The organism is Nannocystis pusilla, from assembly GCF_020073745.1.
GTDB classification, from domain to species: Bacteria; Myxococcota_A; Polyangia; order Nannocystales; family Nannocystaceae; genus Nannocystis; species Nannocystis radixulma.
Genome location: NZ_JAIRAU010000028.1, coordinates 70,719 through 91,175 on the forward strand (window position 1 = coordinate 70,719; position 20,457 = coordinate 91,175).

At 72.1% G+C, this 20,457-nt stretch carries 17 protein-coding genes and 1 pseudogene; 10 read left to right on the top strand and 8 right to left on the bottom strand.

From position 1 onward, the window contains the following. The first annotated feature begins 90 nt into the window (after positions 1 to 90). Together K7C98_RS21850 and K7C98_RS21855 are read left to right on the top strand one after the other, a co-directional pair. Positions 91 to 1,425 carry a choice-of-anchor L domain-containing protein gene (locus K7C98_RS21850; protein WP_224193660.1) on the top strand — a complete coding sequence of 445 codons (1,335 nt, stop codon included), beginning with the start codon at positions 91 to 93 and terminating at the stop codon, positions 1,423 to 1,425. 229 nt (positions 1,426 to 1,654) lie between these two features. Beyond that, on the top strand, positions 1,655 to 2,176 hold the full coding sequence (locus tag K7C98_RS21855; RefSeq protein ID WP_224193661.1) for a hypothetical protein: 522 nt from the start codon (positions 1,655 to 1,657) through the stop codon (positions 2,174 to 2,176). A gap of 77 nt (positions 2,177 to 2,253) precedes the next feature. Here the strand turns inward: K7C98_RS21855 and K7C98_RS21860 are convergent, their stop codons facing one another. The 3 genes from K7C98_RS21860 to K7C98_RS21870 are packed head-to-tail and all read right to left on the bottom strand — an operon-like array spanning position 2,254 to position 5,399. Then, positions 2,254 to 2,925 carry a hypothetical protein gene (locus K7C98_RS21860; RefSeq protein WP_224193662.1) on the bottom strand — a complete coding sequence of 224 codons (672 nt, stop codon included), beginning with the start codon at positions 2,923 to 2,925 and terminating at the stop codon, positions 2,254 to 2,256. Positions 2,926 to 2,971: 46 nt separating this feature from the next. Continuing rightward, entirely contained in the window at positions 2,972 to 4,210 is a 1,239-nt protein-coding gene (locus tag K7C98_RS21865) for an RNA polymerase sigma factor (RefSeq protein ID WP_224193663.1), read from the bottom strand. A gap of 13 nt (positions 4,211 to 4,223) precedes the next feature. Then, positions 4,224 to 5,399, bottom strand: coding sequence for a hypothetical protein (locus tag K7C98_RS21870; protein WP_224193664.1), 1,176 nt, complete (start codon positions 5,397 to 5,399; stop codon positions 4,224 to 4,226). A 196-nt stretch (positions 5,400 to 5,595) separates the two neighbouring features. On the opposite strand from K7C98_RS21870, the gene K7C98_RS21875 reads away from it, so the two are divergent. After that, positions 5,596 to 6,768, top strand: coding sequence for a sigma-70 family RNA polymerase sigma factor (locus tag K7C98_RS21875; protein ID WP_224193665.1), 1,173 nt, complete (start codon positions 5,596 to 5,598; stop codon positions 6,766 to 6,768). A gap of 424 nt (positions 6,769 to 7,192) precedes the next feature. Further along, positions 7,193 to 8,176: a hypothetical protein gene (locus K7C98_RS21880; protein ID WP_224193666.1), complete on the top strand. Its 984-nt coding sequence runs from the start codon at positions 7,193 to 7,195 to the stop codon at positions 8,174 to 8,176. Positions 8,177 to 8,292: 116 nt separating this feature from the next. Here the strand turns inward: K7C98_RS21880 and K7C98_RS21885 are convergent, their stop codons facing one another. Continuing rightward, on the bottom strand, positions 8,293 to 9,342 hold the full coding sequence (locus K7C98_RS21885) for an AraC family transcriptional regulator (protein ID WP_224193667.1): 1,050 nt from the start codon (positions 9,340 to 9,342) through the stop codon (positions 8,293 to 8,295). Between the two features lie 55 nt (positions 9,343 to 9,397). On the opposite strand from K7C98_RS21885, the gene K7C98_RS21890 reads away from it, so the two are divergent. Both K7C98_RS21890 and K7C98_RS21895 read left to right on the top strand, forming a co-directional pair. After that, positions 9,398 to 9,802: a hypothetical protein gene (locus tag K7C98_RS21890; protein ID WP_224193668.1), complete on the top strand. Its 405-nt coding sequence runs from the start codon at positions 9,398 to 9,400 to the stop codon at positions 9,800 to 9,802. Positions 9,803 to 9,818: 16 nt separating this feature from the next. Further along, positions 9,819 to 10,442, top strand: a complete 624-nt coding sequence (locus K7C98_RS21895; protein ID WP_224193669.1) for an antibiotic biosynthesis monooxygenase family protein — start codon at positions 9,819 to 9,821, stop codon at positions 10,440 to 10,442. Positions 10,443 to 10,514: 72 nt separating this feature from the next. Here the strand turns inward: K7C98_RS21895 and K7C98_RS21900 are convergent, their stop codons facing one another. Beyond that, positions 10,515 to 10,958 carry a hypothetical protein gene (locus K7C98_RS21900; RefSeq protein ID WP_224193670.1) on the bottom strand — a complete coding sequence of 148 codons (444 nt, stop codon included), beginning with the start codon at positions 10,956 to 10,958 and terminating at the stop codon, positions 10,515 to 10,517. A gap of 842 nt (positions 10,959 to 11,800) precedes the next feature. Between K7C98_RS21900 and K7C98_RS21905 the strand changes: the two genes are divergently transcribed. The 3 genes and pseudogenes from K7C98_RS21905 to K7C98_RS21915 all read left to right on the top strand — a co-directional run bounded on the left by K7C98_RS21905 (position 11,801) and on the right by K7C98_RS21915 (position 14,685). After that, complete coding sequence (locus K7C98_RS21905) at positions 11,801 to 13,711, top strand: thioester reductase domain-containing protein (RefSeq protein ID WP_224193671.1); 1,911 nt, start codon at positions 11,801 to 11,803, stop codon at positions 13,709 to 13,711. A gap of 250 nt (positions 13,712 to 13,961) precedes the next feature. Beyond that, a pseudogene (locus K7C98_RS44945) lies at positions 13,962 to 14,219 on the top strand (molybdopterin-dependent oxidoreductase); the annotation flags it as partial. A 178-nt stretch (positions 14,220 to 14,397) separates the two neighbouring features. Further along, complete coding sequence (locus K7C98_RS21915) at positions 14,398 to 14,685, top strand: hypothetical protein (RefSeq protein ID WP_224193995.1); 288 nt, start codon at positions 14,398 to 14,400, stop codon at positions 14,683 to 14,685. Positions 14,686 to 14,785: 100 nt separating this feature from the next. Here K7C98_RS21915 and K7C98_RS21920 read toward each other — a convergent pair whose 3' ends face one another. The 3 genes from K7C98_RS21920 to K7C98_RS21930 all read right to left on the bottom strand — a co-directional run bounded on the left by K7C98_RS21920 (position 14,786) and on the right by K7C98_RS21930 (position 19,851). After that, the gene (locus K7C98_RS21920; RefSeq protein ID WP_224193672.1) at positions 14,786 to 16,666 is read right to left on the bottom strand and encodes a DUF4215 domain-containing protein; all 1,881 of its coding nucleotides are present in this window, start codon (positions 16,664 to 16,666) and stop codon (positions 14,786 to 14,788) included. Positions 16,667 to 16,968: 302 nt separating this feature from the next. Next, the gene (locus K7C98_RS21925; protein WP_224193673.1) at positions 16,969 to 18,363 is read right to left on the bottom strand and encodes a DUF1552 domain-containing protein; all 1,395 of its coding nucleotides are present in this window, start codon (positions 18,361 to 18,363) and stop codon (positions 16,969 to 16,971) included. Between the two features lie 294 nt (positions 18,364 to 18,657). Then, positions 18,658 to 19,851, bottom strand: coding sequence for a hypothetical protein (locus K7C98_RS21930; RefSeq protein WP_224193674.1), 1,194 nt, complete (start codon positions 19,849 to 19,851; stop codon positions 18,658 to 18,660). A 161-nt stretch (positions 19,852 to 20,012) separates the two neighbouring features. On the opposite strand from K7C98_RS21930, the gene K7C98_RS21935 reads away from it, so the two are divergent. Next, on the top strand, positions 20,013 to 20,450 hold the full coding sequence (locus K7C98_RS21935) for a nuclear transport factor 2 family protein (RefSeq protein WP_224193675.1): 438 nt from the start codon (positions 20,013 to 20,015) through the stop codon (positions 20,448 to 20,450). Positions 20,451 to 20,457: the final 7 nt, after the last annotated feature.

Here is a 20,457-nt window from a genome sequence, read left to right on the forward strand (position 1 = left end):
TCGCACATCTCTCCCCACGCGTCCCCGTCGCTCCCTCTCATACCCCAATGGTCCGAGGCGCGCGAGCACGTCGACCGGTATGTTCCGACGATGACACAGTCCCTTTCACTTCGCCTCCTCTGCCTCGCCTCTGTCTCCGGCCTCGCCTGTAGCACCGCCGACACCGGTCTTACCGGGGGGGTGTCGGCCACCGACTCCGACTCGGGTCAGACCTCCCTCACCACCGGGGAAGACAGCCCGACCACCCAGGCCCAGCCCACCGGCGACACGAATCTCACCGACGACGGCACCATGTCGGCCGGCGAGACGACGGGTACCACCGGCGTGCCGGACACCACGAGCAGCGACACCACCGATACCCCGGTGACCAGCACGACGGGCGACGACACCACCGGCAGCGACACCACCACGACGGGTGACGACACGACGACGGGCACCACCGGCGACGACACCACCACGACCAATGGCACGACCGGCGACGTCGACCCGAACTGTCAGGCGCCGGCGACCCAGCCGCCGTGCGACGAGGCCGCGGACGACATCTTCAAGGCCATCGGCCTCAACTGTTCCGACGACAAGTCGATGGCGATCCCGATCACCAACCCGGTGATCACCGCCCCCGATCCGGCCAGCTACCGCATCGTCTCGCACTTCGGCAGCGCCATGGATCCGATGGACCCGGCGCAGTTCGCCTGGCGGCCCCACGAGGGCTCGCGCATGCTGGCGATCACCACCGGTCGGTTCCCCGCCCTGCAGCCCGACGGCGGCCTCGTCGAGCCGAACAACAGCGACTCCGAGGGCAACAACAACCCCGACAACCTGCCGAACCTGCCCGGCGTGATGCACTGGGAGAAGGGCAGCAACAACGGCCAGGGCGGCACGCCGTTCATGAACTGCGACGGCGTCAACGACTGCTCCGACTCGCTCGATCCGCAGTGGAACATCGCCCCCTTCAACGTCGCCAACGACGTGTTCTACATGTCGTTCGACCTCGAGACCCCGCTCGGCACCCACGGCTACCTGTTCGACTTCGCCTACTTCTCCGAGGAGTGGCCGAATTACGTCGGCGACTCGTTCAACGACATGCTCGTGGTCTGGTCGACCAGCGAGACCTTCACCGGCAACGTCACCTTCATCAACGACCAGCCGCTGACCGTCACCGCCCTCGACCCGTACATGATGCACCTGCCCGGCGATCCGCTGCTCGCCGGCACCGGCTTCCCCGGCGACGGCGAGGGCGCCGGCACCGGTTGGTTCACCGCCAAGGGCTCCGCCGCCCCCGGCGAGAAGTTCACCATCGCCATCTCGATCTTCGACATGAGCGACACGGTGTGGGACACCACCGGCCTCATCGACAAGTTCCGCTGGGACTGCGAGGGTTGCATCCCCAGCGAGGTCATGAGCTGCGGCATCGAGCCGCAGTGATCGGCTCCGGCGCCGCGGCGTCGGGCGCGACGTATCGCGCAATTGCGACCCGTGAACGGAGCCCGCGAGCCCCTGGAGCTCGCGGGCTCGCGAATGGCGCCAGCCGCGACGCCGCCGTCCGGTCGCAGCGTCGCCGATGTCGTGAGCCTTCGAGGTCGACCGCGCTCTCGGCGGATTTCGCCGTTTTTGGACCGCCGCGACGTGGCGCGTGCCTTGCAGCAATCCCCTCATGCGCGCGCTCGGCCTCCTCGTCGCCCTCCCCGTCCTCGTCCACTGCGGTCCCAAGCTGCCCGAGCAGGACAGCGGGGGCAGCGAGTCGGACGGCACCATCACCACCACGACCACGACCACGGACACCGACTCGAGCAGCACCACGACCACGGGCTCCGGCACCGCCACCAGCGGCCCCCTCACCACCGGCCCCGACACGGTATCCACCACCCACGCCACCACGGCGTCGGGCGAATGTGGCGGGCTCGAGGCCGGCCACGTGTGGACCTGCCAGTGCACGACCGTCCTGGGCCCGTGGATCCCCTTCAACGAGGCCTGCGACAAGCAGGAGAGCGGCGCCGTCGAATGGGTGGAGTGGCTCTGCGAGAATTACGCCGACGAGGAGCAGACCACCACCGACGCCGGCACCACCGCGGACGACCCGCGCGAGAGCACCAGCACCGGCGACGACACGGGCTCGCTCGGCTGCGAATGCACGTGCCAGGTCGTCGACGAGTGCTGCGACGATTCGAAGCCCTAAAGGGCCTCTCGGGCCGACGCAGCCAGCCGGCTTGTGTTCGCCGCCACGCCTCGGCGGCGGCGAACAGGCACCCGCCTTCACGGCAGGTACTTGTCGCGCAGCGATTGGGCCATCTCGCGCGCCGCGTCCACCGGCGGCAGGCTGCAGCCCGTCGTGTTCTTGTTGAACACTTGCCCGTCGATGGCGACATCCATGGACTCGTAGATGTCGGCCGGCGGGTTGCACATCGGCGGCGGGCCCTGGATGATCTCCACGAGCTCGGGATCGGTGAACACTGCCACCGCCGCGAGGTAATCCTCCTCGCTGACCTCGGCCTCGACCACCGGGTCGCCGACCGCGCCGAACTCCTCGACCTGCAAGCTCCGTGACTGACTCAGCCTGATCTCGCCGTCGCAGTCCGACTCGGGCGGGCACGGCCCCGCCCACGTCCGCAGCACGAAGAAGCCGAACCCGCCGTTGCCGTCCGTGGTGTCGCCGGTGCCCTCCGTGTCCCCGCTGGCGCTCGTCGTGTCGGCGGTCGTGAAGCCGACGGAGTCGTCGCTGGTGGTCGTGGTGCCGGTCGTCCCCTCGTCGCCGGTGGACGGATCATCACCGCTCTGGCTCGAGTGCCCGTCGGTCTCGTCGCCGGCGGAGGCGCTCGATTCGTCGCCCGAATCGAGGGTGTCGCCGATGTTCTTCGAGAAGGGCGTGCAGCCCGGCATGAGAGTGAACGTGAAGATGCAAGGAAGGAGCAAGCGTCGGAAGTGCATGGTGAACTCTCTTCTGCTCCTGAGTGCCCGGGTGCTCGGGGCGCCATCACGGCGCCGGTGATTTTTTTTCGGCGGGCGGGTCGACCTCCGCCGCGAGGTCGCAGCTCTGCCGCACGCGGGCCGCGAGCGCGCTGTCCGGGTGGTCGCGCAGAAACGCCTCGGCCTCGCGCTCGCCCTCGCCCGCGCGATCGGCCCGGCACAGGGCGATCGCACGCAGGCCGAGGCGCTCGCGCTGCAACACGCCGTCGGGGAACTCGCGCTGGTGCCGGCGCGACCCGGCGAGCGCGTCGTCGATGCGGCCGGCGTCGATCGCCGCCCGCACCTCGGCGATGAGCTCGGCCTCGGCCGCGAGTCGATCGCCCGCGGCGCCGCTCGCTCCGCCGCGACGCCGCGCCGGGGGTTCGACGGTGACGGCGGGCGGCGTGGCGGCAGCGACGGGCTCGTCGGTCGCCTCGGGCGTCGCGATCGACGCGGCCTCGGGGATCGGTGCGGAGATCGGCGCAGCCCGGGGCGGCGAGAGCGGCTCGGGTGCTGGCGGCGCGGCGGCGACGACCACGATCCCCGCGGCTGCCACCAGGCCGAGCGACCACGCGAGGGCCTGGTGACCGGCCGCGGCGGCCCCGTGCGCGAGCGCGGCGCCCGGGGCCGCCGCCGTCGCGCCGCTGCCGACGACGAGGAGCAGCGCGGCCCAGACGCGGGCCTGCGCCCCGTGAGGCGCGGCCTCCGGGGTCCTGGCGACGCGCAGGGCCGCCGGAGCGGCGCTCGCAAAGGTGCGATCGAACTGCTCGCGGACCAGGCGGATCCGCGAATACACGGTGTTGACATTCACGCCGAGGGTCTGCGCAATCTCCGGCGCCGACATCTCTTCATACAAGTGCAGCACGAACACCGCGCGCCGGTCGTCGTCGAGGCCGTCGAGGAACTCCGCGAGGCGGCGGCGAGCCTCGCGGCGCACCACCTCGTCCTCGTCGACGGCGAGCGGCTCGGCGGCGGTGACCGCGGCCAGCCGCGCGTGCCGTCGCTGGCGCCGCGCCTCGGTGCGGCGGTGGCGAGCCGCGACGCGGCGGGCGACCCCGAAGATCCACGTCTTGAGGCTCGAGCGGCCGGCGAACTCGGGCAGGCGGCGATGGATGACCAGGAACAGGTCCTGGAGCGCGTCCTCCTGGGCCTCCGGGGGGACCCCGAGGCGGCGCAGGCAGGCCCACGCGTACTCGAAGTGGTCCTGATAGAGGTCGGGGAACGAGGGCGAGGTCGGGCCGCTCACGGTGTCCCTGGGTGCCCGCATGCCGGACCATCCATCACGGGAAACGGAGCTCGAGCCCGGCCATCGGCCGCAACCCGACCCGCTCGCCGCGCGCGAGTTCGCCCAGGGAGGTGACGTGGAAGCCGGGACGCCGCAGCCCCACCAGGACGTCGACGCCGAGGGTCACGGCGAGGAAGCGCCGGGGCACCCAGGCGAGGCCGGGGCTCAGCTGGGCGGCGATCCACAGGTCGCTGGCGGGCTGCGGATCGGTCACGCCGCGCGCGACGGCGCGCACGTACCCGAGCTCGACCCCGGCGCAGATCGGGAACTCCAGCCGGCGCCAGCGCGGGACGCCGCAGCCGCGCAGCGCCCCGGCCGCGACGAGCATCCGCCCGCCGACCGCCGCCGGCTCGGGGTACGTCAGGGCGCGCGCGGCGTAGGTGCCCGCGAGCTCGACCCGCCACGCCCCGCGGAACACGGCGACGGCGAGCCCGCCGGCCGGGCTCCACGCCGGGATCGCGCCGACCTCGCCGCCGGCGCCGAGCCGCACCGCCGCGCGCACGGGCGCCCTCGCGCGCGGCGGGGCGGCCGGATCGGGCGCGAGCTCGGATTCGCGCGGCTCCGACGGGTCGAGCGCGGCGTCGTCGACGGGCGGGACGACCACGAGGCCGGTCGGCGGCGAGGCGCGGCCCTCCGGCACCGGCGGCACGCCGGGGTTCGGCGCGTTCGCGCGCGTGGTCGCGTCCAGAGACGGCTCGGGCACGACCCCGGGCGGCTCGCTCTCGCGCACGGAGGCGTCCGTCGCCGTCGCCGGCGGCGCCGGCACGCCCGGGGGAGGCGCGCCGGCGCGCACGGAGGCGTCCGGCGCTCCGGGTCCGGACGCGGCGGGGACCGCCCGCCCGGCCACCTCCTCCGGCGCGATGGCGAGGGCGATCAGCAGGGCCGTGACGTCCGCCAGGACGCGGCAGTCGCGGGCCTCGATCACGCGCCGGTCGTCGAGCCCGGGCCCGCGCAACGCCAGCCGCAAGCGCCAGCCCGCCCCGGCGCCCCGCCTCGCCACGTCCGCCTCGGCGCGCACCACCGGGCCGGCCGGCGGTTCGGGCGCGAGGGCGCGCAGGCGCTCATGGACGGCGCCGGCGTCGGGGCAGGCGGCCGGCGCCTGCCAGGTCAGCTCGACCCGCGGCACGGCCGGGGGCGAGGCGAACACGACGAGCAGGCCTGCGAGCGCCACGACCACCGGCCCATTCTACGCCGCCCGCGGGCCCGCGGGACCTGAACGAACTCGGCCCCCTCCCCTCGAGGCGCACGCGCTCACCCGCGGGGCAGCCCTCGTCCCGAAGGCCCCCACAGGCCGCCCCGGGCTCGCCGAAAAAACCTGTCGCCCTCGTGTAGGGTTCTCCTGGCTGGCGACACTCGAGCCGTCCGCGATGACCGAGCTGCTGACCATCGACATCTTCTTCCTCCTCGGCGGCACCTCCGCCGTCGTGGTCTTCACGACGGCGTTGCTCACCCTGCTGGTGCTGCCGATGCGCCTGGCGGCCCAGCTCGTCGCCGCGGCACGATGGCTCGCGCGCACCGCGCCGGGGCAGCTGCACCGCCACGCGATCGACGGCGAGACCTGGCGCCCGCTCAGCATCCGCGGGCTGTCCACGCCGCTGTCGCGGATGATCCAGCAGACCCGCACGCTCGCGCTCGAGCTCCGCCGCGCGAGCGCCGAGACAGCCGACTGGCCGGCCGAGTCGGCCCCGGAGCCGTCGCCCGGCGGCTGGCGCGAATCGCTGCTGGGGACCGGCGCGGACGCGCCGCTGACGGCGATCCGCAGCGACGTGTTCGCGTGGATCGGCCTGGTCGAGGCGCTGCCGCCCGCCGACCGCGAGGTGCTGGCCGGGCTCGGCGTCGACGTCGAGGCGGTGCGCCACGCGTTGACCGGAGAGTGTGCGCCCGCCGAGGTGGTGCGCGCGCTCGCAGGGCTGCTGTGGAGCATCGACGAGCGGCTCTCCGCCGCGGGCGGGTTCGGGTACCGGGCCAGCGGGGTCGAGCGGGCCGCGGGCACCGGCGTGAGCGCGGGGCCGTGGACGAACGGGGACGCGAGCGCCGGCGAAGACGAGGAGCAGACCCGCCGCGGGCGCTGGGCCGGGACGGTCGCGGAGCACGGCGCCGGGCTGTCGCGCATGGCGGCCAGCTACACCCGCGGCGCCGAGCGCGAGGACCTCGAGCAGGACATCGCGCTCGCGCTGTGGCGCGCGCTGCCGCTGTTCCGCGGCGAGTCGTCGCTGAAGACCTTCGCCTACCGGGTCGCCCGCTACTGTTGCTTCCGTCACGTCCGCCGGCGCAAGGAGGCGGACGCGACGCTCGACCCGGCCGGCCTCGCCGACCCGTCGACGTGCATCGAATCGGCGATCCTCCACGCCGAACAGCGGGCGCAGATCGAGCAAGCGCTGACCGAGCTGCCCGACAACCTCGAGTCGGTGCTGACGCTGCACCTCACCGGGCACTCGTACGCGCAGATCGCCGAGACCCTGGGGATCACCGAGCGCAACGTGTCGGTCCGGCTGTCCCGCGCGCGCCCCCGCCTGCGCCGCCAGCTCGTCGCGGCCTGAGACGCGAGCCGTCGCGGCGGAATCGCAGTCGCAGTCGGAGAAATCGTGAAAGAGATGACCGCCCTGTTCGCCGCCCACGCGGTCCAGGCAATCATGTGACCTCCGCATCAAGCCGGGAGCACGGCGCCCGCTGCGCTGGCCGGCCGGGCGCGAACCCGGGTACTTCCATTCGCCCGAATACAGTTGTCATCCGATGCACGGATGGCACGACGTGCGACCGCCATCAGCCTGGGTGCCGGTTACCATGCCACGTCTCACCATTCTGATTGGAAGTCTCCTCTCCTTCTCTCCAGCCTGCCCATGGTCCGGGCCAGAATTCTCGCGTGACCACGATAACCGGGACAACGACGACGACGACGATGACGACGACGACGACGACGATGACGATGACGACGACCCGGGCGCCGCCGTATGCGGCGATGGCGTGGTCGACCCGGCCGAGGAGTGCGACCTCGGCCCGGACAACACCGACGATGGCGCCTGCACGTCGGCCTGCCTGCTCGCGGCCTGCGGCGACGGCCTCGTCCAGGCCGGCGTCGAGCAATGCGACGACGCCGGGGCCAACGACGGTTGCAGCGACACGTGTACGACCGAGGGCTGCACCTGGGATGTGGCCCGCGGCACATTCCCCATCGACGTGTGGACGGGCCAGGCCGTGCTCGGCGAGATCGCCTTCGACGGCGATTGCGACCTCATCGTCGGTGGCGGCGAGGAGACCGCGAACATCTACCGCGTCAGCAAGGACAGTGGGTCCGTCTCGCTCGTGGTCCAGGGACTGCCTCACACCCTGGTCTCGGGCATCACCCACCGCGCGAGCGACGACCGCGTCTACTTCGCGGCCGGCATCCCCGATCATCTCTACGCCCTCGATGCCCAGGATCAGGTCGAATCGATCATGGCGCTGGAAGATCCCGTCCTCAGTTTGACCGTCGCGCCGCCGGGCTTCGGGGAATTCGGCGACCAGCTCATCGCCGTCGCCTACGGGCCCTCGCGGCTGCTGGCGATCGACGTCGACAACCACGTGATCACTCCCTTCGCGCAGTCCGCCTCGCTGCTCAGCGTGGCGACGTTCAGCGGCGACGGCACGCTCTACGTGGCCGACTGGGGCAGCGATCGCATCCTCACGGTCACCGCCGAGGGCGTCTTCACGCCGTTCTACACCGGCGTCGACGCCCCCGACGGCCTGGCGATCGCGCCCGACGGCACCCGCATGTTCGTCGCGCACCTGAGCGGTACCGGCCGCATCGACCAGATCTCGATCCCCGGCGCGACGCTGACTCCGGGCGTCGCGTTCGAGCTCGGCACCGGCGCGGCGCCGACCGGCATCGTCGTCGACGGCGCCGATCACGTGCTGTACGAGGCGCCGCTCGCCGACCACGCGGTCATCGACGTGTTCGCCGCGCCCTGATCGCGGATCGTCAGTCGCATGGCTCGCTGCAGTGCCGCGCGCGCGTCGAACCCTACGGCGAGGGACACGATTGTTGCGCGCCGGTGCGCCGCCGACCGAACCGACCGCCGAGGTCCTCACGCCGCGCGCGTGCGCCAGGACTGCGGCGAGTGGCCGGTCCAGCGCTTGAATGCGCGGTGGAACGCGCTCGGCTCGGAGAACCCGAGCAGATAGGCGACCTCGGAGATCGACAAGCGACGATCGGCGAGGTAACCGCGGGCGAGCTCGCAGCGCAGCTCGGCGAGCTGCTGCTGGAAGCTGGTGCCCTCGCTCTGCAAGCGGCGGTTCAGGGTGCGCACGCCGATCGCCAGGCGGCGGGCGACCTGCTCGCAGGTCGGGACGCCGCCGCGGAGCTCCTCGCTCAGCGCCTGCCGCAGCTGCTGCGTCAATTCGCTGGCGGGAGGCAGGCGGGCGAGCACGGCCGCGGCGGCGCGCTCGAGCACGAGGCGCAGGCGCGCGTCGGCGCGCGGCTGCGGGAGCGCCAGCACGGCGCGCGAGAAGCGGACCATCGTCTCGTCGGCGTCGAAGCGCAGCGGGCACGCGAACACCCGCTCGTACTCGGCGAGGTGGCCGGGCGCGGAATAACAGAAGCTGGCCTCGGTCGGCGCGAAGTGCTCGCCGACGACCCAGCGGAAGCGGGTGAGGATGCAGCCGAGCGTGAACTCGGTGGCGTACGACACGACCAGGCCGAAGCTCGGCGGCAGCTCGAGCCAGAGGCGGCCCTCGTCGTCCTCCTCCTCGAAGCGGAGGCGGAAGTCGGCGCGGACGATGCGAAAGTAGCGAGCCAGCGCGGCGATGCCCTCGCCGAGGGTCGGCGCCTCGCTGGCCACGTAGTCGACGACGTCGAATTGGCCGAACGGGATGGCCTCGGCGGCGTGGAGGGCCAGCGCGGGGTCGCGGCTGCGCTGCAGCGATTCGCGCCACAGCGCGGCCCGCAGCGCCGGCGCGAGGGTGAGGTCGGCGTCGTCGGCGGCGCGGCGATCGATGCCCACGTCGGCGAGCAGGGCCTCGACGTCGACCCCGGCCAGGGCCGCGCCGACCAGCGGCGGGCACACTGCCGTGTTGAGCGGCACCTCGAACTCGGGCGCCGGGCGCGACAGGACGGCGGCTTTGTCGGACTCGGTCAAGTCTTTGACGCGGTCGGTCATCGCTGGCTGGCCCGCGGCTGGCTACGGTATCAGCATGCCCACGACCGATCCAGCCGTCGCTCGCGCTCACGCCGGGCGTCACTCCCTCGTGCTCGCGCTCGCGCTCGCGTTCGCGATCGACATGGCCGGCTGCGGCGTCGCCGATGCCAGCCCGCAGCACCAGGCGCCCGCGGCCGCGGCGAACCCGTTCGCCGGCGCGCAGCCGTCGAAGCAGCCGCAAGCGCTCGCCGGGCGCATCGAGGAGCGGCTGGTCGCCGGCTCCTACGTCTACCTGGCTGTCCGCGGCGACGACGGCGAGCTGCGCTGGGCCGTCGTCATGGGCGCCGCGCCGCCCGTGGGCGCCGACGTCGCGCTCACCAGCACGGCCCGGCGCACCGACTTTCACTCACCGCGGCTCGGACGCGAATTCGCCGAGCTGCACTTCGCGGTCATCCGCTGAGCTCAGGAGCATCACCATGTCGATCTGCACATACGCCCGATCCGTCACCTTCACCCTCCCCCTCGCGTTCACGGCGTGCGCCGGCCAGCCGGGGTCCGACAGCGAGCCCGACAGCGTGGGCTCCAGCACCGCAGACACGCTCGATTCGACCGGGACCGGCGAGCCGACCGGGACCGGCGATTCGACCGGGACCGGCGAGCCGGCCTGCGTCGAGGACGACCTGATGCCGATGCCCTTCGCCGGGCCCGGCTACGACCCCGCCAACGGCGGCCTGCAGGAGCCGCTGCAGGACAAGTACGTCGCGAGCACGACCTTCCTCGTGCTGCGGCCCGAGACGGCGCAGGAGTTCCTCGCGACGGTGGAGCCGATGATCCCGGTGCTGATGGCCAACCAGGGCCTGGTCGGCTTCTCCACCGCCACCTCGGCGAAGTGCGGAACGGCGCGGACGCTGACGGTGTGGCGCGACCAGATGGCGATGATGGACTTCGTCGCCTCCGACGAGCACGTGGCCGGCATGACGCGCGCCACGGAGTTCAGCACGACCGGCACGGTCACCTCGTGGGAGGTGACGCGCGCGGAGCTGCCACTCGCCTGGGAGACGGCGATGGCCCGGGCCAGCGCGGCGACGCCGTCCTATTGAGTTCGACGCAGCGACGCGATCCTGTCGCTGCGCCTCGATGTTCTCCTGTGATTCGCAATCCAGCGACGCAGCTCACAGCTGGCCCTCGACCATGTGGCAGTTGGTGCACGAGAAACCGTCGGGGGCGGTCTTCGGGTCGTAGGCCGGCACCCCGAGCAGGTCGGCCATCTCGGGCCAGACCTTCTCGCCCATGAACACGCCCCACCGCGCGTGCTCGGGGTCCTCGAGGTACTCGAAGAACGCCTCCTCGCTGGCGGGGATCACGGGGAGCTGCGGGCTCGGCATCGCGAACGAGCCGTCGCTCGCGCCGTCGCCGTGGCAGGTCGCGCAGCTCATGTTCTCGTACGTCGCGTCGAACTCGACGAACAGCTCCTTCATCTGCGGCAGGACGACCTCGCTCATGAAGGCGTGGCGCTGCGTGAAATTCATGTCTTCGTACGCGGTCGGCTCGCCCTGCCCGCCGTCGCACGCGGCGAGCAGCAAGCAGGCTGCGATCGAGATGTGCTTCAGGACCATGTCTCTCCTCCTTGCCCGGTTCCACCAGCACGTCGAACGGCGGCCCGTGGGATCGACACGGCTCGCAGATTTTCTTGGCGACCGCCGAGGCGCGAAAATTGTCGGCCTCCGCGGACCCGCGAGCGGCGCTCGCTCTCGCGCCCGACGGGCCGGCGCTGCAGGGGCGCCGCCGACGCGCAGTCTACTGTGAGTCACGTCGCAGATGCGGGGCGCAAATGCTGCCTCCGGCCGACTCGTAGGAGACCGGCGCCGGGCGAACGCCGCCACCCGCGAGCATGCAGATCGAGACGTCACGGAACGTCGGTTGGATGGACCGATGAATCGTAGGAGTGTGTGAACCGGGGCACATGGCGAGCACCGGCGCCGGCGGACGCGCGAGCGGCGACCGATCGGCGTCTGGCCCTCGGGTCATCACAACGACAAAATCGTGACAGAGCGGGTCCGGCGCCGAGGTTCGCCGGCTGGTGGATCGCCGGGCCCCCGCTGGGCTCGGAATGGGGTCCGTGGGCCTCGCGTCCCGCGTACGCGGGCTCGGTCGATGGATGTGACAGTATTGGTGCGCACGTGTGGCCAATGTCGAAGACTGACGACGTTATGTTTGTTCTACCGGGGGGCGCCGGATTCGCAATCCGCGGGCTGCGCACCCACACCCGCGCCGGCGGTGGCAGTCGCTGTTTTTTGTGCCCGCAAGGAAATTGTCTCTACCTTTATTGGATCCGCTGTGTATAATCATAGACAACGAGGAGCGCAGCCACCGCCGCTGGGGGCGTCCGGGTGCTCGTCTGCCAAACAATTCGTCGGCCGTCCGGGCCCGCGATCGCCGCTGAGAAAAGGAGGACAGGATGACGAGGTCGAGCGGTTCCTTCATCGATTCGGTCTGGCGTTCGCCCTCCGGCGGCGACGAGGTCGACGACCTGCGCGGCGCGGTGGCGGAGCTCGAGGTGGCGCTGCTCGCCAGCGGGCTGCTCGTCGGCGCGGCCGTGACGGTGCACGAGGGCTCGCAGGGCGGCAGGATCCTCGTCGCCCACGTCGTGCCCTGCGCCCCCGCCGACTTCCGCCCGGCCGCGCTGCTCGAGCACCTGCACGCCGCGCTGCCGGGCCACCCGATCCCCTCGCGCTTCGTCCTGGTCGACGAGCTGCCGCTCGATCGGGACGGCGAGGTCGACCGCAAGGCCCTCGTCGAGGCGCAGCCGCAGTCGGGCGTGTTCAGCTCGGCGGCCCTGATCGCGGCGACGTACGACCCGCTCACGGCCCAGCTGGCGGCGATCTGGGCCGACGTCCTCGAGGTCGCGGTGGTGCTGCCGGAGGACGACTTCTTCGACCTCGGCGGCGACTCGTCGCGAGCCGCGCGCCTGGCCCTGCGAATCGGCGACGTCTATCGCGTCCAGTTCCCCGTCCACGCGCTCTACGAGGCTCGCACGCTGCGCGCGTGCGCGACGGTGGTGCGCCGGGCGCAGGGCGGTGAAGATGCGCTGAGCGGCACGGGACCCGAGCGCTGGCAGGCCGACGCGCGTCTGCCGGCGGACATCCGCGCGACGATCGAGGGCACCGCGGCGCGTGAGCGCGCGCCGGCCGGCGCGTGGCGCTCGGGGGAGGTCTTCCTCACCGGGGCGACCGGCTTCCTCGGCGCGTTCATGCTGCGCGACCTGCTCACGTCGACCGCGGCGTGCGTCCATTGTCTGGTGCGAGCCGACAATCATCAGGTCGGCGTGCTCCGGCTGCGGCAGGCGCTCCGCAAGTACGGCCTGTGGCAGGAGGAGTTCGCGCGGCGGATCCGCGTCGTCCCCGGCGACCTCCGGCGGCCCCGCTTCGGGCTCGACGCCGCGGCGTTCGAGCGGCTCGCCTACACGGTCGACGTCCTGTTCCACGCCGGCGACCGCGTCAACTTCGTCGAGCCGTACCTGAGCCATCGCGCGACCAACGTCGGCGGCACCGCCGAGGTGCTGCGCCTGGCGGCCACGGGTCTGCCGAAGCCGGTCCATCACGTCTCGTCGATCGCGGTGTTCGGGCCGAGCGGGTTCTTCGGCGGCGCGCGCCGGGTCCACGAGGACGACGACCTCGCCGACTACCTGCAATACCTGAGCTTCGACCTCGGCCACGCGGCGAGCAAGTGGGTCGCAGAATCGATGGTGTGGGAGGCCGCGCGCGCGGGGCTGCCGGTGACGGTGTACCGCCCCGGGCTCCTCGTCGGAGACAGCCGGACCGGGGCCGGCGACTCCGACGACTTCATCGCCCGCCTGGTGCGCGGCGCCATCCAGATCGGGGCATTCCCCGACCTGCCGCGCCAGCGCATGGAGTTCGTGCCGGTGGACCACGTCAGCCGGGCGATCCTGCATATCGCCGGACAGGCCGATCATCAGGATCGGGCCCACCACCTGGTACCGCCCGAGCCGCGGCTGTCCATCGACCTCAACGACTTCTTCGCGCTGATCGCCAGCTTCGGCTACCGGCTGTCGCGCTGGCCCTACCGGCAATGGCTCGAGCGCACCAGCCAGGACTGCCGCGAGCGCGACAACCCGCTGTACCCGCTGCTGCCGATGCTGTCCGAGCGCGTGTACAAGGACGAGCTCACCCGCTGGGAGCTCCACGAGGACACGCCCGCCTACGACACGGCGAACGCCCTGTGGGCGCTGTCGAGCAGCGACCTCGAGTTCCCGGCGATCGATCGGCCGCTGCTCGAGAAGTACCTCCGTCGCTGGCTCGACGCCGATCGCCTGCCGCCGGTCCGCGCGGCCGCGGCCGGCCGCCGGTGACCGCTAGCCCCGGCCCTCGCAAGGTGCTCCCGGGTCCACGAGCCGTGCACCGGCGTCCGGTCCCCGAGGGCGAGAGCAGCCGGGCTGCGGCCGCCTCGCCGCCCCGAGCAACACGAGCGGTCCGGGGCGCCGCGTCGGGCGAGCGCCATCGACCGTCGAATTCGACCGCCGTCACCCCGAGCGCCTGTCGGCCCCGACGACGATTGCTGCGATTCACTCCGGTGATACGCTGTCGGGTCGTCGCGCGTTCGTGCGATCGTTCGCCACCGCGGGTCCTCCATTCCGAGCGGTCGACGTGCGATTCACCAGCCTCGACGCCATCGCCACCGACATCGGCGAATTGCCGTACGCGCAGGTCGTCCCGCTGGCCAAGGCGATCGCCGACGACACCCTGCTGGTGTACGAGATGAACGGCCAGCCGCTGCCGATCGATCACGGCTATCCGCTGCGCGTGCTGTTCTCCGGCTGGGGCGGCAACACGGCCGTCAAGTGGCTCGGGAGCATCGAGGCCGCCGGCGAACCCCTGCCCGTCTCGCACTTCCAGATCAACCAGGTGATGAACGGGCCGGATCACCCCGAGCCGATGCTCGGCACCGTCGCCCCGGTGCGCAGCGCGCTCGAGCTCGACGAGGATCTCACGCTCGAACCCGGCCTGGTCGGGCGCAGGCGCGATCGACCACGTCGACGTGTGCATCGAGCAGGAGGTCGCACCGGGCCGCTGGTTCCCGATCTGGGACCCGTCGTGGCGGACCGCCACGCTGCTCCACAAGCCCGAGCCGATGATGTGGGTGCGCTTCGAGGTCGCGTGGGAGAACGCCGCGCCCGGCCGCTATCGCCTGATGACCCGGGCGACGGACGACGCGGGGCGGACCCAGCCCCGACCGGAGGACGTGGTGTGGAACCAGCACGGCCTCGGCTACGGCGGTCACGCCCCGCTCGAGCTGTCGGTGCTGCCGCTGACGAATTTTCCGTAGCACGGACGAGGCCGCGAGCCGACGAGGCGCTCCGGCTGCACTGTCCTTCGAGACAGGTGGCTGAGACGTCGTCGCCGGCCCGCTGTTGCCGGCCGATCACTCAGGGGGTCGCGATCTCGATACAATAGAGCCGCTGCTTCGTCGAGCACGGCGACGCCTGCGCCGCGCCGGAGTTCGTCCAATTGTCGTCGGTCGCGCTGGTTCGGCCCTCGAACCCGATCATGGCCGCGCTGCCGTCGGTCCAGCCGTTGCAGTTGTCGGCCAGCGCCGCGCCGTCGATGGCGGTGCCGGTCCAGACGTCGAGCTGGCCGAGCGGCACGCCCCACTCGGTGACGTTGATCGGCGCGTCGAGCGTGCCGTCGCGGAGGTCGAGCCAGCCCTGCGCGATCTCGACGCCGTCGAGGCGGGCGTAGTGGCCGTTGCCCGGGAAGCGCCCGCCGGCGACGTCGGCCGGCACGCTGATCCACGCGTCCCACGTGCCGCCGAGGCCGGCCGCTTCGGCGCGCTGCTGGCATTTCGCCGCGGCACCGGCGACGCCGCCGAGGTCGCCGGTGTACGTCGCGCTGGTGACGAACACGCGCACCGGCAGGGTGCAGTCGGCGTTGCACCCGTCGCCGTCGAGGTTGTTGCCGTCGTCGCACGCCTCGTCCGACCAGTGCTTCATGCCGTCGCCGCACGCGGCGAGCTGACAGCCCGGCGTACAATCCCAGGACTCCAACATGTTGTCGGGCCCGCCGTCGCACTCCTCGTCGTCCGTCGGCAGGCCGTCGCCGCAGGCCGCCAGCCGGCAGCCGTCGGTACAGCCGTCCAGGGCGTAGGTGTTGCCGTCGTCGCACTCCTCGCCGGGGTCGATCTCACCGTTGCCGCACGACGGGCGGGTGCAGTCGCTCTCGCACGGCTGGCCGGGGCCGTTGTTCTCCCAGCCGTCGTCGCACTGCTCATACGGCAGCCACAGGAAGCCGTCGCCGCAGTAGGCGGGCTGGCAATTGTCTGGACACGCGCCGTGCTCGATGTCGACGGCGCCGGGCATCGTCTCGCAGGACTCGCCCGGCTGCAAGTAGCCGTCGCCGCAGAAGCCGGCCTCGCACAGGTCGTTGCAGCCGTCGTTCCAGTCGCCGTTCTTGCCGTCGTCGCACGCCTCGCCGGGGTCGACGACGGAGTTGCCGCACGGCTCGACGCTGCAACCATCGACGCAGGTGTCGCCGTCGAGCAGGTTGCCGTCGTCGCAGACCTCGCCCTCGCCGAGGTACCCGTCGCCGCACACGTTGAGCGTGCAATCGCCGCGGCAGGCCCCGCCGGCGCCGTTGTCGGGGCCGTCGTCGCAGGCCTCGGTGCCGCCGCCCTGGTCGTGCAGGAGGCCGTCGCCGCAGGTCGCGGGCGCGCACGCCGACGTGCAGTCGCCGCTGTCGTCGTTGTCGGGCCCGTCGTCGCAGCCCTCGCCGCTGTCGGGCTGGACGAACCCGTCGCCGCAGGCCGCGACGGTGCACAGGGTGGTACACGCGTCGGTCTCGAGCGCGTTGCCGTCGTCGCACGCCTCGGGCGCCTGGACCACGCCGTCGCCGCAGCTGGCCGGGACGCACTCGTTGTTGCAAGCGTCGTCGTCGACGTCGTTGCCATCGTCGCAGCCCTCGAGCGGGCCGACCAGGCCGTCGCCGCACACGTTGAAGGTACAGTCGCTCTTGCACGCGGCGTCATCGCCGTTGTCGGCGCCGTCGTCGCACTCGTCGTCGGGGCCGACGTCCCCGTCGCCGCACACGTTGAGCATACAGTTGGCGCGACAACGGGCATTCGGGCCGTTGTCGATGTCGTCGTCGCACTGCTCGGCGCCGCCGAGGTGACCGTCGCCGCAGACCTCCTCCGTCGCGGGGACGTTGACGTTGACGGTGATCTCGACCGCCGAGTCGCAGCCCGGTGCCAGCAGCGCGAACGCCACGATCCACGGGCGAATGACGTGAGAATGATGAATGGCCTCGCTGTTCATGATCTCGTGACTCCCATGCGCAATCAAAACGGTCGCCTGACCGCGGACGCTCGCGCGGCGCGACGACCCGGACGGACAACAGGGCAGCGTCGCCTCGATCAACTGCGAATCGGCCGGGCCATTCCGCCGCATCGATGCGTCGCTCGCCGACGCCTCCGCGAGCGCATCACTTCGAGTCCAAGCGGGCGCCACCGCGTGGTTTCATGCGCCGGCTCGCGTCATGCAGGACGTTCCCCGCCGGGCGAGATCGCCCGAACACAGCCGGTCGGGCGCGCGCCAGCGCGAGCTCTTCGGCCGCGCGCTCACGCCCGCAGCTCGGCGTATTCGCCCTCTTCGAGGCCCGAGCGGCCGAACTTCGTGACCGGCCCGCCGTCGTCGTCGGTGCAGCCCACGGCGTTGAGCAGGGTGATGAGCAGGCGGTTGTGCGGGTACGGCAGATCCCACGGATCTCGCCCGTCCAGGAGGTCGAGGTAATGGCCCTGCTTGAGGTAACCATCGGCCCCGCCGGCGATCACGAGCGGCAGATCGAGGTACGAGTGGACCTTGCCGTCGGACAGCTCGTTCATCCACACCACCGCCGAGCGGTCGAGCACCGTGCCGCCGCCCTCCTCGTAGGCCGACAGGCGGTCGAGCAGGTGCTTGAATTGCTCGGCGTGCCAGCGATCGATCTGCGTCAGCATGTCGAGGTGGCCGGGCACCTCGTCGCCGCTGTCGTCGTCCTCGGTGTTGCCGTGCGACAGCTTGTGGTGGTTGTATTCGTGGTCCATCCCGTCCCAGCGATAGATCGGCCCGCCCGAGCCCGAACCCCACTGAATGGTCGCCACCCGGGTCGCGCCGCAGGCGATCGCCATGGCGAGGATGTCGAGCTGCATGCGGCCGATCGCCTTGAAGTGGTCGTCGAGCAGGACCGAGTCGGGGTCGACGGCCTCGATCTCGGCGGCGCGCGCCGGGTCGAGGGCGCAGGCGACGAGGCCGTTGCCGAGCATGTCGAGCTCGAGGTCGCGGATCGAGTCGGCGTGCATCTCGAGCTTGACGCGGTCGGCCTGGCCGAGGTTCTTGGCCTTGAGGGCCTTGAACTCGTCCTCCACGAGGTCGAGCACGCTCTGGCGGCGCACGGCGATCCGCTGCTTGGCCTGCTCGTCGAGCCCGCCCAGGCCCATCAGGTCCTGGTACGTGAGCCACGGGTTGCCCTCGGGCGTGACCGGCATGCCGGGGCCGGCGTACGAGATGTGCCCGAGCCAATTGGTGTGACGCCAGCCGACCGACAGGGTCAGCGACGGTCGCCCGTCGTCGTTCAGCCGGGCGGCCGCGAACTGATCGACGGACACGCCGCGCGCGAACAGGGTGTCGGGGTCGAGCGCCTGCGCGGTGAGCTTGTGGCCCATGCCCATCGCGTGGTCGTTGCCCGCGGTGCCGGGGTCGTGGCCCCAGCCCTTCGGGACCATGTGCATGCCGCGGGGGACCAGCAGCTTGTCGGCATACGCGGTCAGCGGCTGCAGCGCCGACTCCATCAGCGAAGCCTCGGTCAACGGCCCGGGCGTCGCCGGAAAGAAGCTCTCCACGTTGACGCCGTTGCAGGTGAAGAAGACGACCAGACGCGCGCCTCCGGGCCCGGCCGCCCGCGCCGCCCCTCGCCGCCGCAGCGACTCGAGGAACGGCAACGCGACCGCGACTCCGCCCGCGCCTCGCAAGAACATCCGCCGTCGCATGATCATCACTCCGCGCGGAGCCGCCGGCCGGGCGCCGGCAGCTCCCCGATGTCAGGCCAATCCGCCGACGCAGTCCGTCGATTCGCGCGAGGACGCGGCGCGGGGCCCACGGACGATGTTGCCACAAGCGGCCGGCCGGACCCACGAATTCCAGCGACGGCGAGCCGATGTTCACGTCACGAGCCGGCGCCGACGGAACCGCGCAGCCCCGGCCAATGGACCGAGCCGGCACCAGGAGCGGCCCGGACTCCTATGATTCATGATTCGACGTTCGCAGACCGGCTAACGCCTGAACGGCCAGACCGCCGGCAAGATCAGCGCCACCGCCCGCATCTCGATCGACTTTCGCACCACCCGCTCGGCGGCCGCGCTCGCGCGGGCGCACCAGTCGGAGCGCTCGGCGGCGCGGCACAGGGCGGAGACGTCGGCGCGGCCCTCGGCGAGGACCGCCTCCATCGCGGCGATCGCCCGCGCGAGCGCGGGCGTCGCCGGCGCGCGCCAGTCGCTGCCGGCCTCGTCGGCGAGGCTGCGCGCCGCGGCGTCCTCGTCGCCGCGCCGGACGGCCGCGACGGCCGCGACGAGCTGGCGGTAACGGGCCTCGGCTCGCTCCTCGCCCGGCACGATGAACGAGCCGTGCGGGGTGCCGAGGGTCTCGAACACCCACGCGCTCGCCTCCATGTCCGAGGCGAAGTACCAGCGCTGCGCGTCGTCGTGGAGGAACGTCCAGATGTCGTTGACCCGCATGTCCTCGCCGCGCCGCAGGAACGCGTCGGTGACGAGCCCGTGGCGCAGCTGGTGGCGGCGGCGATCGAGCGAGCCGCGGTCCATCAACGCCAGCGGCCGCGTGACCTGGTCGAGCGGGATCCACACATTGACGAGGACCAGCCGCGACCGGTGATTGCGGCGATCGGGCGACTCGTGGCGGAACAGCCGCGGCGCGGCGCCGCGGAGGATCTGGCGCAGCGGCGTGCCCTCGACGTCCTGATCGGCGTGCACCGCCACGGCGGCGTCGTGGTCGTTCATGCCCTGCGTCGAGCCGCGGTCCAGCGCCATCCCGTTGGGGCCGGCGCGGCGCATGAAGAACCCCTCTCGCGCCAGGTGCAGCAGCCACAGCCGCTCGCCGCCGGGCAGCGCGAGCGCGCGGCCGAGGAGGCCGCGACGGATGGCGGCGGCGTCGCTCGCCTCGAGCCGGCCGGCGGCGCGGACGCGGGCGAGCGCGGCCTGCAGCGCGCCCCGGCCCGCGAGATCGACGCGGGCGAACCCGTGCGCGCGCAGCTCGGGCTGCAGCCCGGCGGCGGAGCAGTCGCAGACGCGACAGGTGCGGCGATCGTACAGCGACGGGTCGAAGCGGGTCGCGGGGTCGAGGGTGCGCGCGCGCAGCAGACCGCGGCGCGCGTCGTCGACGGTGACATCCTCGATCCGCGAGAACGCGAGCTCGGCGGCGACGACATGAGCGGGATCGGTGGCGAGCGACATGCGAGCTCCTGCTGGTCTCATCGTACTTCACCCGGACACGCGAGGGCGCCGCCGAAGGCCACGCGGAGGGGCGCGGGCAGCGTCGCAGACGAGCGCACGTTGCTTCAACGAGACCGCCCGCTGCCCGCGCTAAATTCGGCGCGGAGCAGGAGGAGAACCGCATGTCCGTGGCCATGCCCGTCGAACACAACACCGTCCCGTCGCTGCCCGATCTCTTCGCGCGCTATCACGTCGGCTGGGAGACCCGTGACCCCGCGCTGATCGCGTCGCTGCATGCGGAGGACAGCGTGTTCCATGTCCATGACGGGTCGGAGCCCGTGCATGGGCGCGACGCGCTGCAGCGGCACTGCGCCGAGCTGTTCGCGCGTTTCGACTTCGGCTTCGAAATGGGGCGCCGGCGCTTCGGCGCCGACCACTGGGTCTTCGAATGGACGATGCTGCTCGCGCTCGGCGAGCCCGGCGGCACCCCCTTCACCGCCCGCGTCGAGATGCTCGACGTGGTGACGGTCAATCGCGCGGGCGAGGTCGCGCGCAAGGACGTCTATATGAACGGTGCCCAGTTGCAGGCCGCGTTCGCACGCGCCGGGCTCGCACGATAGTTCGTCC